Origin of the sequence: Facklamia sp. HMSC062C11 (genome assembly GCF_001810675.1) — a bacterium.
GTDB lineage: Bacteria > Bacillota > Bacilli > Lactobacillales > Aerococcaceae > Facklamia > Facklamia hominis.
In genome coordinates this window covers 99532-117240 of sequence record NZ_KV802385.1, presented here as the reverse complement: position 1 = coordinate 117240, position 17709 = coordinate 99532, and the positions used below count along the sequence as shown (strand labels likewise).

The window sequence follows — 17709 nt, the reverse complement described above, 5'->3', positions numbered from 1 at the left end:
CTCTCAAAGGACCAAGAGTTACAATTTGACCCAGTTTCGCTAGTCTCAAAGGCCCGAGCGTTACAATTTCTCACAGATTTAACTCACCTAAATCTACCAAACACCCAAACCTAGCGACGCCTCCATCCTCCACTTTTAAACCAGCAATCATCAAAAAAACAGCCCCCAAAAGCCTAACTTTCAGGGGCTGGTCACTCGATTTAACGAAGCAAAGGCCTAATCATCTTGTTCATCAAGCAATTTTAGTCTTGCAATATGAAGATTGGTCACTTGTCCTAACTTGTCCAAATCGGCCAAGGTCGATCCATTATTATACCGGCTCGTCAAAGGAATATCAAAAGCTTGAAGCTCCACCTGTTGACCGGTGTCTCCTTGAATCAGTAAAGGCACATTCCCTTTAATTAAAGCGACCGCACCGATAATTCGATGGGGCTGGGCTTTCAATTCTTTGAGAATGAGATTACCGACGCTAGCTCGATTAGAAGCTGCAAATTCAGCCACATCGATTCGCTTCACATTGCCTCGCTGGGTCAATAGGAAGACTTGAGGTCGGCTAAGGTCTTGATGAATGACAAAGGCTGCAGCTACATGATCATCATCCTTCAACTTAATCGCCATCACCCCTTGAGCTTTCAGTCCTTGACTAGATATCTGATCAAGATTGAATCGTAAACCATAGGAACGCCGAGTCAAGAGTACCAGATCATAATGCCCATCTTGATGAGCTTGATAGGCAGCTACCAGTCGATCGCTGGCATCTTGTAATTTAATCGCCTGTGCTGATCTTGTCTTATAGGATCTAAAAGTTGTAAACTCGCTCAGCGGCGTTTGCTTAGCTCGGCCCTTAGCCGTCACTAATACAAGATTTGAACGGTCATCATTAATATCCGCTGAATCCTGACTCATCGTTTGAGCAAAGACAGCCACAATCTCTTCGCCAGACTCCAATTGATAATTTTGCGACCAATGCATTCCTAGGTCTTTCCATCGAATATCTGGTAATTCGTTAACCGGAATATGAAGGTAATTACCACAGGAAGTTAGGACGACAATCGCATCATGGGTTGATAATTCACGCACAAAAATTGGATAGTCTTGGTCACGCGACCCTAAATCTAAGGTGTCGGAGGCGCCAAAGGAACGAAGAGAAGTCCGCTTCATATACCCTTCTCGGGTTACTGACACATACACCTGCTCTTGTGGAATCAAGAGGGTCCGTTCAACACTGACTTCTTTCACTTCATCGCGCAATTGAGTCCTTCTTGGGCTCGGAAAAGCCTTTTTAACCTCTTTTAATTCTTTAATTAAGACCCGATTGAGACTTTTTTCATTTGCTAAAATATTCTGATACATTTGAATTTGTTCGTTCAAGTCCAGCTTCTCAGCTTGCAAAGCGGTGATATCTGTATTGGTTAAACGATAGAGCTGCAAAGTAACGATCGCTTCAGCTTGCGCCAACGAGAAATCATACTGCTTAACCAAATTATCCTTAGCATCCGCCTTATTCTCTGACTGGCGAATCGTCGCAATCACTTCATCTAAAATCGAAACCACCCGAATTAATCCATCCACAATATGCAGACGTTTTTGATCTTTATCTAAAAGATAGCGCGTCCGGCGGGTGACCACTTCTTTTTGATGGTCTAGATAAGCCTCCAACATCCGTGGAAGCGAACAAACGACGGGGCGACGATTATCAATCGCAACCATATTAAAATGATAATTCACCTGAAGGTCGGTATTCTTATACAAGTAAGCAAGGATCGCATCAGGATCCACATCTCGCTTAAGCTCGACAACAATCAAAACACCATTAATATCCGAGTCGTCTCGAACATCTACAATTCCATCAACCTTTTTATTTAGGCGAATCTCATCGATCTTCTGCACCAATTTGCCCTTATTAATATCATAAGGAATTTCACTGATAAGCAATTGACTCTTACCCGCTTTAAGGGATTCGACTTCAACTTTAGACCGAACGACCACTTTACCCTGACCCGTTTGATAGGCAGCTTTGAGATCGTCTAAGCCTTCGATAATCGCTCCCGTTGGAAAATCAGGCCCTTTAATAAAATTCATAATCTGGTCTAGACTGACTGTTTTTCCATCATGTTCCAATAAATAAACCAAGGCATCAATCACTTCAGCCAGATTGTGTGGCGGAATATCGGTAGCATAGCCTGCCGAGATCCCGGTCGACCCATTGACTAACAAATTAGGAAAACGTGCCGGTAAAACTCGGGGTTCTTCCAGGGTGTCATCAAAATTCAACATCCAATCTACCGTGTCTGCGTGAATGTCACTCAATAAGGATGAGGCAATCTTGGATAATCTTGCTTCGGTATACCGCATCGCTGCCGCTGGGTCTCCATCCATCGACCCGTTATTTCCATGCATATCAATTAAAGGCAAGCGATTCTTCCAAGATTGAGACATCCGAACCATGGCTTCATAGACTGATAAATCCCCATGAGGATGATAATTACCAATCACATTCCCCACGGTCTTAGCCGACTTCCGATAAGGCTTGTCAGCCGTGTTCGAGTCTGCATACATGGCATAGAGAATCCGCCGTTGAACCGGTTTGAGTCCATCGCGAATATCTGGCAAAGCTCGATCCTGAATAATATATTTTGAATAGCGTCCAAAACGATCACCGATAATCGCTGAAAAGTTCAATTCTTGAACGCCAGATTTTTCACTATTAGGCATTTAGGATCACTCCTCGAATAATTGAATTTGTTCCGTTTCTGAATCTAGGTCCCTTTTGGAAGGCGATTTTGCCGACCTAGTCGAAGCAGATTTTGGCTTCAGATTCTCTTCTAGATGGGTTTGCTTGCTGGAAGCTGCTGGATTCTTATCCGCAATCAAGGCTTCTTTGGCTAGAGTCTCTTTAGAGACTTTAGAATCTTGCCAGGTCTGATTATCTTGTAGTAATGAATCCTCTTCATCCATGGTGAACTGGACATGAGATTCAATCCACTTCCGTCTGGGCTCCACCTTAGCTCCCATCAAAGTGGATAGACGTTTTTCAGATAAGGCCTCATCATCTAAGGTCACTCGAATGAGTAAACGAGAGTCCGGATTCATGGTCGTCTCCCAAAGTTGGTCGGCATTCATTTCCCCCAAACCTTTATAGCGTTGTAAGGTATATCCCTTCCCAACCTTTTTGATGGCTTGGGCCAATTCTTCATCTGTCCAAGCATATTCTATCTGCTCTTTCTTGCCCTTGCCTTTAGAGACTTTATAAAGCGGTGGCATGGCAATATAGACCTTCCCTGCTTCGACCAAGGCTTTCATATAACGATAGAAAAAAGTCAATAATAAGACTTGAATATGGGCACCATCAGTATCCGCATCGGTCATGATGACGACTTTATCATAATTAACGGCATCCAAATCAAAGTCAGGGCCAACGCCTCCACCGATCGTATAGATCATCGTATTGATCTCTTCATTTTTCATAATTTCACTCAGGGAGGCTTTTTCCGTATTGATGACCTTTCCCCTTAAAGGTAAGATCGCTTGATACTTGCGATCCCGGCCAAGCTTGGCCGAGCCTCCAGCAGAATCCCCTTCGACGAGGAAGAGTTCATTACGGCTCGCATCCTTCGATTGCGCTTTGGTTAACTTACCAGATATCAGCCGTTCTGATTGTTTATTGCTTGAGGAGGATCGAGAAGCATCCCGGGCTTTACGAGCAGCCTCCCGAGTCTGGCGGGCCTTGAGGGCTTTTCGCAAGATACTTTGGGCCCAGTTGCCATTTTCAGCTAGAAAATAGCCCACCCGTTCCATAACCACACTTTCGACTAATGACCGAGCTTTAGGAGTTCCTAATTTGTCCTTGGTTTGTCCTTCAAATTGTAGATACTGCTCAGGAACACGTAGAGATAGGACAGCGACTAAGCCCTCTCGCACGTCCGATCCTTCCAAGTTCTTATCCTTATCCTTGATCAAACCAACCTTGCGACCGTAATCATTAAAGGCCTTGGTGATCCCTGTTTTCATACCAGTCTCGTGACTTCCGCCACCAGCTGTTCTTACATTATTAGCAAAGGAAAGAATCGTCTCTGAATAGCCGTCATTATACTGCATAGCAAAATCGATCTCGAAGCCTTCTTCCTGGGCAGAAAAACTAATAATATCACCCATGACTTCCTTATCCTCATTTAAGTAGGCGATAAAATCAATTAGTCCCTTTTCATAGTGGAAACTCTCTACTTGTTCCTTAGACTGATCGGTTAGATCGAAGCGGACGTCTTTCAAAAGGAAGGCAGACTCACGTAAGCGTTCTGCCACAGTATCAAAACGAAAATGCGCCCCAGCGAAAATCTCAGGGTCTGGCATAAAATGTACACGAGTTCCAGTTTGCCCTTTATTAGGGTGTTTACGTTTCTTAAGTGGGGTAACTGGATGTCCCCCCTTTTCAAAGCGCATAAAATACTCATAATTATCACGCCAAACAGTCACTTCCAACCAAGAGGATAGCGCATTGACGACCGAAGCTCCAACACCGTGAAGACCGCCGGCTGATTTGTAACCGCCTTGCCCAAATTTACCGCCCGCATGAAGGACGGTAAAAATAACTTGAACGGTTGGAATACCGGAAGCATGTTGCCCAACAGGCATCCCCCGCCCATTATCTTCAACGATTACCGATCCATCCGCTTGAAGGCTTACTTGGATATGATCTGCAAAGCCGGATAAAGCCTCATCGACTGAATTATCAACGATTTCATAGATTAAATGGTGTAAACCTCTTTGGTCCGTCGAACCAATATACATACCTGGCCGTTTTCGAACGGCATCCAAGCCCTCCAGAATCTGAATCGCATCATCTTCATACTGCTTTAATGAATTTTTATCTTGGGCCATTAGGTCACCTACTTTTATTTATTAGTGTTTCGAATACGAATCAACTGTTTTATCATAGCAGACATCTTAGCCTTTAGGCAAGGGAATGCCCATCTTATCACCCCTGGCCTTAAAAGATTGATTTAAAATTATTTTAATGGATGAAGCATGAAGCATATCGGTTGACATATTCAAATGATCATTATAATATACAACTGTACAAAACATATAAAGGAGTGAATGTATGTCAAACTTTTTAGAAATTGCTAACAAACTCCGTACTCAATATGCGATTGGTGGTGAAGCCAATCATTCGATCGAAGAAATCGCTGCAGAATTAGCAAAAGTGGTTACCACTTCTCCTTCTGCTTTTAATTCACAGACTACCCGGTTGGTGATTGTTTCTGGAGCAGCCAATCAAAAAGTCTGGGAAATTATTGATTGCACACAAAAAGAAATCTTAGATGAAGGAATGTATAACTACTTCAAAGGCGTTTTTGATACAGCTAAAAATGCAGTGGGTACCGTCCTCTTCTTCGAAGACCGTCAAGCACTTGAAGAAAAGGTTACAACGACCCCTGAGCGTCGTGAATTATATAAAGAACAAAATGCCGCCATGGCAGAATATGCTGCCTGGTTACGTTTAGCTGAATTAGGCTATGGGGCTAACCTACAGCACTTTAATATTGGCTTCCAACAAGGCTTTGACCGATCCATTAAAGAAGCCCTAGACTTACCAGACCACTGGGAATTAAATGCTCAAATGCCTTTCGGTCCAGTTATCGAGCCCGCACAAGACTTAGAAAAATTAAGTCACGAAGAACAAGTTCGAATCATTAAAGACTAGGCCCTAAACGATTTTACTAATTGAGCTGAGCCCTTATTATCATAAGGATCACTGACTCTACACATTATTCGACTAATCAAAACTACCCGAAAGGCCTCCTTGGTCCGATCGGGTAGTTTTTTAAGGTACAATTTCAATTCGAGTTCTTTACTGATAAGAGTTCACATTATCATCACTTCTTAATTAAGACCAGTCTAACTAGCTCTATTGCGCTTGTCCTCTTGCAAGCTGTCGTGGTAGAATAGACTATATTATAAAGGAGGATCAGCATGCCAATTATTATTTTATTATGCGCTTATCTGGCGGGATCAATCCCTTCTGGAGTCTGGTATTCAAAATGGGTTCACCATATTGATGTGAGAGAACTCGGATCGGGTAATTCCGGCGGTTCTAATATCGGACGTAATTTTGGTAAAAAAGCAGCCTTAATCGTAATTACCATTGACGTATTAAAGGGTTGGATTCCAACAGGGCTAGCTTACCATTACTTTGCTGGACAACAAGATTGGTTGGTCATGGGCGTAGGAATTGCTTGTGTAATTGGTCATGCCTACCCCCTCTTTGCCCATTTTAAAGGGGGTAAAGTCGTTGCGACATCAATAGGGGTTCTATTAGGCTACCATTTTTACTTGGCTATTTGCCAAGTCATTCTACTTGTTATTTGCCTCTATCTCTCTTCCATGATTTCACTGGCCGCGATGGTCTCATACACCCTAACGGTCATCTATATTATTATGACTCAAGCTTTTGTCTATAAGATCGGTTTTACCGCCATCGCACTTTTTATGATTTATCGCCATCGACAAAATATTGACCGAATTCTTCATGGCAATGAACGACGTCTTCCTTTTGGTCTATATCGCAGCAATAAATAACGACTCAATCCATTCAATCCTGAAAAAGGCTGTGACAAAAAAAGTCACAGCCTTTTTAGTTAATATTTAAAATTCACTCTACCTTCAATCGGCTCTAACCTGTTGCAATAAATCCTCAATCTCCTGCATTTTACTTTGATGGTCTACTTGTCCAATAATTTTATCCGACTTGATTAGAAAGAGTGCAGGTACCGTTGAGATCTTCAAAAAATCAATCAAGTCATCAAAATCGGCATCCTCTTGATGATCCATCACATTATAATAAGCAATCCGAAGCTCCAAACGATCAGCCAAATGGTTCAGCTTGGGAACAAAAGCCTGGCAAAAAGGACAGTCCTCAAATCCCAGATACAAAAGATAAACTTGATCAGATTGTTGATTTTTATAATTTTGATAAGCTTGAGGCCCATTTAAAAGATCTAATGAAGTTTGATCTTTGGGATCCACCGGTATCGGTGGGTCCATCTGATGATACTGGTCCAAGGCCTGGTAAGCCTCTTGCTTTTCTTGCTTTGTAAGGTCCAAAAGATTAACTGACAATTCCTTGAGTTTTAAGGGATTTAGGTCAGAATAATTACTCTTAGAATAAGTCCCCTGACAAGCCGTTAATAATAAGACCAGCCCCATTATGACAATTTTCTTCATCATCTTTATATCCTACTCACTCTTATCAAAGCGAATGGTTAAATCATGTGTCTGCAACTGATTACAATCTAAAGCGATAATACCCTCTTTTTCAGTTAGATCCCCCTTGAAGTAATCATAATCTGAGATCCCAGTTGCAGCTTGTAATTGAATAAAATCGGCCCGCTTTGGATAGGAAGCCCAAACCCCTAGGTAGTACATACCACTTGGCTTAAATTCAATGCCTGCTCCTTGAACTTCATCCTTCAGTATCACTTCAGTATGATGGCTCACTTGATGAATCACAGGTCCTCGGCGGAATTCTTTATAATCTAAGATATGCTTGCTGACATCACTAAAATGGGTCTTACGGTCATGGACCAATCCTTCTTTATTCAAGGGAAGACGGAAATAATGGCCTTCCGGTTCAATATCCAACCACACCCGATCAAATTCTCGTTTATTCTTTAAAGAATAGGTTGAAACATTAAAGGTTGGCAGGTAGCCCAAGCTATAATAAAGGGGCTGATCACTCGAAGGATTCAAGACCTCAAAAGAAATCGTAATTGTCTTTTCAAATAAGGTATAAGTCACCTGCAATGAAAAGTCAAAGGGATATTGTAAACGGGTCTCTTCACTTGACTTTAAGCAAAAGGAGACGGAATGCTGTGATTGATGTTGCAAACTAAAGGGCATCTCCCTTACAAAGCCATCTTGCGGCATAGAATAAACCTGATCTTTGTAACGATATTGATTATTCACTAATGAACCCACAAACGGAAAGGAGATGGGTGCTTGGAATGGCCAAGTTTTCTTATCTCCTTGCCAGATAAATTCATAATTCGATCTTTTATCAATCACTGATTGAATTTGTGCTCCTACTTCACTAATATCAATTTTTAATGATGAATTCTCAATTGTTACCATACAGGCTAACTCCTCTTTTTTATAATATATAATGACTTAAGTCCGTATTGTTCACTTTATCGGCTAAACGATCATCCACATATTTTTGATTGATTTCTACTTTCATTGGGGCATCAGCTGCTTCAAACAACAATTCTTCCAAGACAGTTTCTAAAATGGTATGAAGACGACGTGCCCCAATATTATCGGTTTCCCTGTTCAAGGTCACTGCATAATAAGCCATCCGTTGAATGGCATCCTCAGTAAAACTCACTTCCACCATTTCAGTTGCTAATAAAGCTTGATATTGCTTCAACAAAGCATTCTTCGGTTGAGTTAAAATATTAACGAAGTCTTCTTCAACAAGATCATCCAAATGCACTCGAATTGGGAAACGACCTTGCAGTTCTGGAATCAGATCCGATGGCTTACACTCATGAAAGGCTCCCGATCCAATAAATAAGATATGATCTGTCGCAATAATACCATACTTCGTTTGGACTTGAGATCCCTCCACAATTGGAAGAATGTCTCGTTGAACACCTTGACGAGAGACTTGACCAGAATCGCGACCTGACATAGCAATCTTATCCATTTCGTCAATAAAGATAATGCCAGATTCCTGGGCTAGTTTAAGTGCCTTTTGGTGAATGTCATCTTGATTCACTAGCTTATCCGCTTCTTCATCAGTTAATAGCTCAACCGCTTCTTTAACGGTAACAGTTCGCTCGATGAACTTCTTGGGCTTTAAGGAATTGATCGAATCTTGCATCTCCATCATCTGTTCCATGGCTGGGTTCAAGGAGGTCAACTGCACCTTTTGTTCCTGCATCTTAATGGTCACTTCATGTTTATCTAATTTATGGTCTCGAATTTGTTGACGGATAGCTCGGCGATTAGAAGCAAGCTCTTCACTCTCCACTTCCTCCTCTTCGCCCCCTTCTTCTGCTTGGGTCAATTGTTTAAATAAGGACTGCATATCAAATGGCATACCTTCCTTATGAGCTTCTTTTTTAGCTTTTTTCTCTTTGTTAGGTACCAAGGCTTTTGCCACCCGTTCAATGGCACGAGCTTCAGCAGTATCAGCGACCTCCTCATGCATCTGTTGACGAACGATCCGAATCGCATTTTCTACCAGGTCACGGACCATAGACTCGACATCTCGGCCAACATAACCAACTTCCGTATACTTCGTCGCTTCCACCTTGACAAAAGGTGCTTGCGAATATTTGGCCAATCTTCGGGCTATTTCTGTTTTACCTACCCCAGTAGGACCGATCATTAATAAGTTCTTAGGCTTCACTTCTTCTTGCATTTCATCGTCTAATTTTAAACGACGCTCACGATTACGCATGGCTACAGCCACCGCTCGCTTAGCTTGCTTTTGTCCAACAATATAACGATCTAACTCCGCTACAATTTGACGAGGACTAAAATTCTTCATTCTTCATTCTCCTAACTAAATGACTCAATAATGATATTGTCATTGGTGTATACATCGATTTCTGAAGCGATCTGAAGGGCTCTTTTAGCAATTTCTTCAGCCGTTAAATCATTTTCAATGCGAATCATGGCTCGAGCTGCTGACAGGGCAAAATTACCACCCGATCCAATCGTTAAAATACCATCATCTGGCTCAATCACTTCCCCTGTACCAGAAACCAATAACAATTCATCTTTATTCATCACAATGATTAAGGCCTCTAAGCGTTGCAAAGACCGATCCGTCCGCCATTGCTTAGCAACTTCCACAGCTGCTCTGGTTAATTGACCTTGGTGAGCTTGTAATTTTTCCTCAAACATCTCTGAAAGGGTCATGGCATCCGCTACACCACCAGCAAATCCGATCACCACTTGATCATTGAAGATTCGGCGGAGCTTACGTGCCCCAGATTTCATCACAAATTTTTCACCCATTGTTACTTGGCCGTCACCAGCCATAGCAAGTTGATTTCCTTTTTTAACTGCACACACTGTCGTCATTCTGATTCCTCCTTAGATTGTCTTTTTGCCCTTGGAAAGGCATTTAAATAAGCTTTTTTTAAACTCGCATTGGAAATATGTGTATAAATTTGAGTCGAAGATAGATTCTCATGGCCTAGTAATTCTTGAACAGATCGCAAATCCGCTCCATGGTCCAATAGATGCGTCGCAAATGAATGGCGAAACTTATGCGGATGTACCGTTAAGGATAAATGATGCTGATCCACCAAGGCTTGAAGAATCCGCCTTAATTGATGAGTGGTTAGTGGCTTACCCTTATCCGATAAAAAGAGAAAATCATCACTCTCACTCGAAACTAACTGGGGCCGATCCTGACTGAGATAGCTTTTAACAGCCAAAGCCGCTGGATCTCCAAATGGAATCAGGCGTTCTTTATTACCCTTACCGATCACCCGAAGCCATTGACGGTCCAAATCCAACTGAGTCAATTTTAGCCCCACACACTCGGAGACCCGCATCCCTGTTCCATATAACAATTCGAGTAGGGCAAGATTGCGCTCTTTATGTGGCGCTTGATCACACCGAGCCGCTTCCAGCAGTTGGTTTATCTCTTCTTCATAAAAGAAGTCTGGTAATCGTTCTTTCTTTGCCTTATAAGTAATTAGTTCCATAGGATCCTGATCAATCCACTCTCGCCTTAGGCAATAAGCAAAAAAAGACCGTAAGCTAGATAATTTGCGACTAATTGTGGTCGAGGATAACCCTCTCTCATTCAAGTAGGCTAAAAATAAGCGCATATCTTGATAGGTCAGCTCGGCTAAGTTCCCACCACCTGATTGATCAATAAAAACTTGAAATTCCTCCAAGTCTCTTTTATATGCTTGAAGAGTATGCTGTGAATAGCGTCGCTCATTATTAATATATGCTAAGAATGATTGAATCGCTGCTCGCAAACGTCCACATCCTTTTTATATAATAGATAAGTTCATTATACCCTTTTATGCCAAAGATTTCGAATGATAAAACTTTAATTGGCTTCTTTTTAGAGAATGACTCTCAGAAAAATAAAGAAATCAAGTGAAAATCCTTAAAAGTCTTAATCTATAACTAAAAAAGCTAGCCGTGGTCAAACCATAAGCTAGCTTATTGCAATATTAAAGCTATTCAAATCCTATCATTGTCTTAGTTCTGTAGGTCTTCCTCATAATCACAAGAAGAACATTTAACTTGTTTTCCTTTACGAGACACCTTTTCAATCAGATACTCCCCACACTTAGGACAAGCTCTGGCAATGGGTTGATCCCAAGACACAAAATCGCAATCTGGATAACGAGAACATCCAAAGAACTTGCGGTTTTTCTTAGATTTCCGTTCAACTACTTGACCCTCGTGACACTTAGGACAAGTCACCCCGATTTCCTTAACAATGGCTTGGGTATGGCGACAATCTGGGAAGTTGGAACAAGCATAAAATTTACCAAAACGACCAATTTTAATCACCATCGGATGACCACACTCGGGACAATCAAAACCAGCGGGCTCATCCTTAATCTCCACTTCCTGCATTTGGTCTTCTGCTGTATGAAGATCTTTTTCAAACATTTGATAGAATTCCGCCAATACCTCTTGCCAAATCTGTCCACCGGCTTCAATTTCATCCAGTTGTCCTTCCATATTAGCCGTAAAATCACTGTTCACAATGGCAGGGAAATATTCTTCCATCACCTGATTCACGATCAAGCCTAGCTCGGTTGGCATAAAACGCTTGGCTTCCATCTTAACGTAGTAGCGTTTGCGCAGGGTTTCCAAGGTTGGAGCATAGGTGGACGGCCGACCGATACCAAGTTCTTCTAAAACTTTAACCAACGCAGCTTCCGTATAACGTGCCGGTGGTTGGGTAAAGTGTTGACTGGGATCCAACTTAGCTAATTTCACCGCATCCCCTTGTGCTAAAGCAGGCAGGTAATTATCTTTATCAGACTTAGTCGGATAGACCTTTAAGAAGCCTTCAAACTTAATCCGTGATCCCTTAGCTCTGAAATTAACGGAATGCTGACTGATATCCGCTCGAATGGTGTCAAAGACAGCATTGGCCATTTGAGAAGCCATAAACCGACTCCAGATCAGGGCATAGAGTCGATATTGATCCTTGCTTAGGGATTCCTTAATCGACTCTGGGGTCAAAGTGACATCCGAAGGACGAATGGCCTCATGGGCATCTTGTGCTCCTTGTTGTTTATTTCCTTTTTGGCCTGGCCCCAGATAATTTTTACCATAGGTCGATTCAATGTACCGACAGGCCATCTCTCTGGCAGACGCCGAAATCCGCGTTGAATCCGTACGCATGTAGGTAATAAGTCCGACCGTATTCCCCTTAATCGAAATCCCTTCATAAAGCTGTTGAGCAACCATCATCGTCTTCCCTGTTCTAAAGTTCAATCGATTAGCTGCGTCCTGTTGCATCGTCGAAGTGGTAAAAGGTGCATAGGGCTGACGTTGCCGGGTGCCCTCTTCTACTTTATCCACTGTAAAAGCTTCTTTTTCATCTAATAGGTCCATGATTTGATTGACCTGATCTTCATTCTTTAAATCGAGCTTCTTGCCTTCTTTTCCATAGAAATCTGCCTCAAACTGTCTTCGCCCTTTTTTAAATTTGGCTGTTAGCTTCCAATACTCTTCGGGTTTAAAGGCTGAGATCTGTTTTTCACGGTCAATAATGATCTTTAGAGCCGTTGATTGAACCCGACCTGCCGATAGGCCCCGCTTAATCTTTTTCCAAAGGAGAGGTGAAATCGAATAACCAACAATACGGTCTAGTATTCGCCGAGCTTGTTGGGCATCCACCAAATCCTGATCGATTTTACGCGGATGTTTGAAGGCTTCTTTCACCGCTGCCTTAGTAATCTCATTAAAGACCACCCGGTTAGGCTCATTTCGATCCAGATCTAAAAGATAAGATAGATGCCAAGCAATGGCTTCCCCTTCACGGTCCGGGTCACTTGCCAGAAAGACTTTCTCGGCCTTTTTCGCTAATTTACGAAGCTCTTTAATTGTGTCACCGCGACCGCGAATCGAAATATAATCCGGCTCAAAGCCTTCTTCAATATTGACACCCATCCGTGATTTAGGTAAGTCACGCAAGTGTCCCTTAGACGCAACCACCTTATAATTACGTCCCAGGTATTTATCAATTGTTTTGGCTTTTGTGGGCGATTCGACAATCACGAGATATTTATAGGCCAAGTAGCATTCATCCTTTTCTTGGTTTTTAAGTTAGACCGCTGCTGATCATCAAAGACTGAGATCACGCGTCGCAGTTCTTTGATTGAATTCCATCGGACTGCATTAACAATCCATATTTTAACATCAAAAAGTCATTTGTCCACTATTTAATCATTTTAGCTTTTTGATCTAGCAAAAATTCAGCGAATAGAATGGATTATTTGGGACGAGTTATATCTTGTTGACAGGCATATAGATGATGCAAGTCTTGAACAAAACCAGGAATATCAGTAATCGCTGCTGCCCCAGCCGCAATCAGTTCATTACAGCCCTTCGATTGAGAGTCATCGATCGGACCAGGTAGAGCATAAATTTGACGATTATATTCCAAGGCATAATTAGCAGTGATTAAGGAGCCCGAGCGCTGAGCCGCTTGAATGATAACCGTAGCTAGACTTAAACCAGCAACTAAACGATTACGTCCGACAAATTGATACTTGCGCGGACCTTGATCGGGAAAGTACTCACTCAAAATTAAATGACGCTGTGCCAGACGGTCTTGAAAGGCTGCATGCTCTCTAGGATAGGGCTGATTAAAGCCCGAAGGTAAGATTGCAATCGTCGTTCTAGGTCGATAGCGATCTGCCCTTTGCTGGCAAATATAATCCACCCCTTTAGCAAGGCCCGAAACCAAGACAAAGCCAGACTCTAACAAGGCCTGACTGATATGCAAACTCGCTTTTTGACCATATGCCGATAGCTTTCTAGAACCAATGATAGATACGCACTGCTTTTCTAGAAGGGACAGATCCCCTTGATAGTAGACTAATAGCGGTGGTTGAGGAATTTGTAGCCATAATTTTGGGTAGGTATTCTCACCAAAGGCAAAAGTCTGCTTAGATAGTTGGGCAACCTGGGCTTCGTATTCAACCCAATCCTTAAAAAGAGAGGGATGCTCTTTATTAAAGGCTCCAAGCTGACTTAACTTTTCAGCCAACGCATAACAATCCTGCTTATCTCTGATCGAGCTTGTTAATAGATGATTTAAATAAACCCAACGATCATGGTAGGAGACCTTTTTTAGATCTAAATAGATTAACGCTTGTTTAAAATGCATTGTTATCACCTCTAGTAATAACTAGTAAAAAGTGACTTAAATGCGCTTAAAAAGCTTAATGATACCAATGATCCACCTTCATCACTGGACCAAAACTTTGACGGTGATGAGGAGTCTTGCCATAAGTCTGTAAGGCTTGTAAATGTTGTTTAGTCGGGTAACCCATATGTTGATCAAAGCTAAATTCGGGATACTTAGCCGCTAATTCCACCATTTTTTGATCTCGATAGACCTTGGCAATAATTGACGCCGCTGCAATTGACAAGGATTTTTGATCACCTTTAATGAGTGAGGTTTGAGGGGTTGGCAAATCAAGCGTCATCGCGTCCAATAAAATATGATCTAAATCAAGTGAAAGAGAAAGTACTGCCTGCTTCATTGCTTGACGACTCGCCTGATAGATATTGATTTCATCAATGACTGATTCCGATACTTCAACAATTTGATAGGCCTTGGCCTCTTTTTGAATCATCTGAGCTAATTCCAAGCGTTTATCATGAGATAGGCTCTTAGAATCATTAACCTGGTACCAATGAGACGTATCTTGAGGCAGTACCACACAAGCAGCCACCACCGGTCCTGCAATAGGACCCCGTCCGACTTCATCCACCCCACCAATAATAGCTTGCGGATTGTCTGTTAGAATGGCTGACTCATAACGCAATCGTTCAAGGTAAGCAACCTTTAGGGCCTGCTGATTTTCAATTTGCCGAATACGTTGTTGAAGAATTCGTTGGACTCCTTTTCGCGAATCTTGAGTCAAAGTTTCTAGCAGCGGATCGGTTAGATCTTCAACTAGCGCTAGGGCTTGCTTAATTTGCTGAATCGTTAGCTTCTGAGTCATTAATCTACCTCACCTTGCGGAAATTCTAGACTCAAAGCCCCCAACTTACCTGATCGAAAATCTTGGATGAGGCCTTCACCCGCTTGATTAAAATCTTCTCCCAAGTTCATGGCCTGAGTAAATTGAATCAAATAATCACTAGAGGATAGGTCTTCAGGAACTTCTAACTGATAATGATTCTCTAATAAGCCAGGGTAATGCTGACGTAATTGTTCAATTAACACCAAGGCTAGCTCTTGCATAGGTAATAATTGATCTTTGATCGCCCCAGTCAGAGCCAAATGATGTCCCGTCATGGGATCCTCAAATTTTGGCCAAAGAATCCCTGGGGTATCCAACAATTCAAATTCTTTACCAATTTTAAGCCAACGTTGAGCTTTAGTGACCCCTGGTTTATTACCCGTTTGTGCTTGATTCTTACCTACGAATCGATTGATCAAGGTAGATTTTCCCACATTAGGAATCCCTAAAATCATAAGTCGAATGGCACGAGGCTTGATTCCCTTGGCTTTACGTTTAGCAAAAAAATCCTGCATTTGATCTTGAATCACACGATTTATCGCTTTGGTAGAACGAAGATGTTGAGCATCAAGACTGAGTGCCTGTTGACCTTGGCTCCGGTAGTAATCTTCCCAAGCGCGAGTAGTAGCAGGATCGGCTAAATCAGCTTTATTCAAAATAAGCAGAGAAGGCTTTTGGCCGATAATTTCTTGAATGATCGGATTCCGAGAAGACTCGGGAATGCGAGCATCAGCCAGCTCGATCACTAAATCGACCAATTTTATTTTTTCTTGGGCCTCGCGCTTGGCCTTGGCCATATGTCCAGGATACCATTGGATAGTTGGCATAGTATTCATCCTTTCTTTGTATTAGATCAGCAAATCATTTCTAACATAAGAGAGGCTAGGACAACGATGTCTTAGCCTCTTATTCATAAAAATTCAATAATTTAGAAGACCAATCATGGTCTCACTCTATTATTTTTCTTGTTTGACGAGGTCTAGAGCGGCTTGGTATTGAGGATCGTGCTCTTTGAGATAATCACGGGTTAGGTCCATGAGTCGTTCACTTGTTTGCCCTTGAACCTGTCCAGTGACTTCTAATCCTTGATCTTTTTGAAAGGCTTTAACCGCTGCTTCCATCTTTTCATCATAATAACTTGTCTCAGCTAAGTCATAACCTAGAGCATCTAGCATCAAGGAAGCCGATTGAACCTGGGCGGAGGCATCTCCTTTCTTAAGCGGAGTCTTGCTATCGAGGGTGATCGCCTTTGCCACCGCTGGACGTTCTACTTGCTTGTCCGGCTTTACCCCTTTCTTATGAATCCAATGACCTTCTGGACTTAACCACTTAGCAATGGTTAACTTAAGCTCACCATAATCACTTAATTCTGAAACTGTTTGGACAGTCCCCTTACCAAAGGTTGTCGTACCGACTAACGGACGATCCGTGTTTTCAGAGATAGCAACTGCTAGAATCTCACTGGCTGAAGCGGACCCCTCATCCACTAAGACCACATAAGGCTCTGTCACCTTTTCCTTGCCATATTCATTATCATTAGCAAAATACGGCATCGCTTGCTTATCTTTTTCTTGAACTTGCATCAAAACCTGACCATTCTCCATAAAGAGGTTGGTTACTGACAAGGCGGTCGGTAATAAACCACCTGGGTTATAGCGTAGATCAAAGATAAAGCGTTTGGCTCCTTGCGTGCGTAATTGATCCAATTGGTCTACGAGTTCCTCATAAGTTGTTGAAGCAAATTGACTAATCTTGAGATAGCCAACTTCCTTATCAGTCGGATCTAACTTACCTTCAACGGTCGTTAAAGGAATCTCAGCCCGCACTAAGTCCACATCAAACTGACTGTCTCCACGTTGAACAGTGAGCGTTAGGGAACTTCCAGCCTTACCTCTAATCAATTGAACCACAGCTTGCGTATCGAGTCCTTCGAGTTTCTTCCCATCGACAGCGATAAAGATATCATTGGCTAAGATACCCGCCTCTTGAGCCGGCGTCTTATCAATCGGAGCAATAACCGTTACTTTGCCTTCTTTAATCGTAAATTGAACACCAATTCCAGTAAAAGAACCATCCATCGAATCATCTAATGGCTGAGTTTCTTCAGGGGTCAAGTATTCTGAAAAAGGATCTTGGGTCGCACCCACCATGCCTTTTAGTGCTCCTTGGATTAGCTCTTTCTTATCGATATCCTCAATATAACTCGACTGAATAGCCTGATAAACTGCTTGGAATTTGGCTAAATCCGCTTGACTTAAGGCGTCTTTGGACTCCTTTTCTTCGATTTGAGCCGCACTCTTGAGTGACGGTTGACGACTTTCGATCGAATTAGGGCCTTGCCCCCACAAAAAAATAATCAAGGCGAGTATCGCCACCGTCCCCATAAAAAGCTGCTTAGACCGATAGGCTTTAGTAGTGCTTTTTGAAGTGTGTCCTTGTTTTGACATAGTCA

General features: G+C 42.2%; 14 protein-coding genes. 2 read left to right on the top strand and 12 right to left on the bottom strand.

The window, feature by feature from the left end:
* Window positions 1–216: 216 nt before the first annotated feature.
* Complete coding sequence (gene parC, locus HMPREF2758_RS03140; RefSeq protein WP_070609116.1) at window positions 217–2715, bottom strand: DNA topoisomerase IV subunit A; 2499 nt, start codon at window positions 2713–2715, stop codon at window positions 217–219.
* A 6-nt stretch (window positions 2716–2721) separates the two neighbouring features.
* Complete coding sequence (gene parE / locus HMPREF2758_RS03135; RefSeq protein ID WP_070609115.1) at window positions 2722–4878, bottom strand: DNA topoisomerase IV subunit B; 2157 nt, start codon at window positions 4876–4878, stop codon at window positions 2722–2724.
* Window positions 4879–5101: 223 nt separating this feature from the next.
* Between parE and HMPREF2758_RS03130 the strand changes: the two genes are divergently transcribed.
* Window positions 5102–5704: a nitroreductase family protein gene (locus tag HMPREF2758_RS03130; protein ID WP_070609114.1), complete on the top strand. Its 603-nt coding sequence runs from the start codon at window positions 5102–5104 to the stop codon at window positions 5702–5704.
* Between the two features lie 269 nt (window positions 5705–5973).
* Window positions 5974–6579, top strand: coding sequence for a glycerol-3-phosphate 1-O-acyltransferase PlsY (gene plsY / locus HMPREF2758_RS03125; RefSeq protein ID WP_070609113.1), 606 nt, complete (start codon window positions 5974–5976; stop codon window positions 6577–6579).
* Window positions 6580–6663: 84 nt separating this feature from the next.
* Here plsY and HMPREF2758_RS03120 read toward each other — a convergent pair whose 3' ends face one another.
* The 10 genes from HMPREF2758_RS03120 to HMPREF2758_RS03075 form a co-directional block, all read right to left on the bottom strand.
* Window positions 6664–7227 carry a thioredoxin family protein gene (locus HMPREF2758_RS03120; RefSeq protein ID WP_006907645.1) on the bottom strand — a complete coding sequence of 188 codons (564 nt, stop codon included), beginning with the start codon at window positions 7225–7227 and terminating at the stop codon, window positions 6664–6666.
* Window positions 7228–7236: 9 nt separating this feature from the next.
* Window positions 7237–8130 (bottom strand): aldose epimerase family protein, encoded by an 894-nt coding sequence (locus HMPREF2758_RS03115; protein ID WP_070609112.1) that lies wholly within the window; start codon window positions 8128–8130, stop codon window positions 7237–7239.
* Window positions 8131–8149: 19 nt separating this feature from the next.
* Window positions 8150–9553, bottom strand: coding sequence for an ATP-dependent protease ATPase subunit HslU (gene hslU / locus HMPREF2758_RS03110; protein WP_006907647.1), 1404 nt, complete (start codon window positions 9551–9553; stop codon window positions 8150–8152).
* An 11-nt stretch (window positions 9554–9564) separates the two neighbouring features.
* On the bottom strand, window positions 9565–10092 hold the full coding sequence (hslV, locus tag HMPREF2758_RS03105) for an HslVU peptidase proteolytic subunit (protein ID WP_006907648.1): 528 nt from the start codon (window positions 10090–10092) through the stop codon (window positions 9565–9567).
* Window positions 10089–11006, bottom strand: a complete 918-nt coding sequence (gene xerC / locus HMPREF2758_RS03100; protein WP_070609111.1) for a tyrosine recombinase XerC — start codon at window positions 11004–11006, stop codon at window positions 10089–10091. The genes hslV and xerC overlap by 4 nt, the downstream gene beginning before the upstream one ends.
* A 229-nt stretch (window positions 11007–11235) precedes the next feature.
* Window positions 11236–13296, bottom strand: a complete 2061-nt coding sequence (topA, locus tag HMPREF2758_RS03095) for a type I DNA topoisomerase (RefSeq protein ID WP_070609110.1) — start codon at window positions 13294–13296, stop codon at window positions 11236–11238.
* Window positions 13297–13492: 196 nt separating this feature from the next.
* Entirely contained in the window at window positions 13493–14392 is a 900-nt protein-coding gene (gene dprA / locus HMPREF2758_RS03090; protein ID WP_070609109.1) for a DNA-processing protein DprA, read from the bottom strand.
* 55 nt (window positions 14393–14447) lie between these two features.
* Window positions 14448–15236 (bottom strand): ribonuclease HII, encoded by a 789-nt coding sequence (locus tag HMPREF2758_RS03085; protein ID WP_070609108.1) that lies wholly within the window; start codon window positions 15234–15236, stop codon window positions 14448–14450.
* Window positions 15236–16084 (bottom strand): ribosome biogenesis GTPase YlqF, encoded by an 849-nt coding sequence (ylqF, locus tag HMPREF2758_RS03080; RefSeq protein ID WP_070609107.1) that lies wholly within the window; start codon window positions 16082–16084, stop codon window positions 15236–15238. The genes HMPREF2758_RS03085 and ylqF overlap by 1 nt, the downstream gene beginning before the upstream one ends.
* A 129-nt stretch (window positions 16085–16213) precedes the next feature.
* Complete coding sequence (locus HMPREF2758_RS03075) at window positions 16214–17704, bottom strand: S41 family peptidase (protein WP_070609106.1); 1491 nt, start codon at window positions 17702–17704, stop codon at window positions 16214–16216.
* Window positions 17705–17709: the final 5 nt, after the last annotated feature.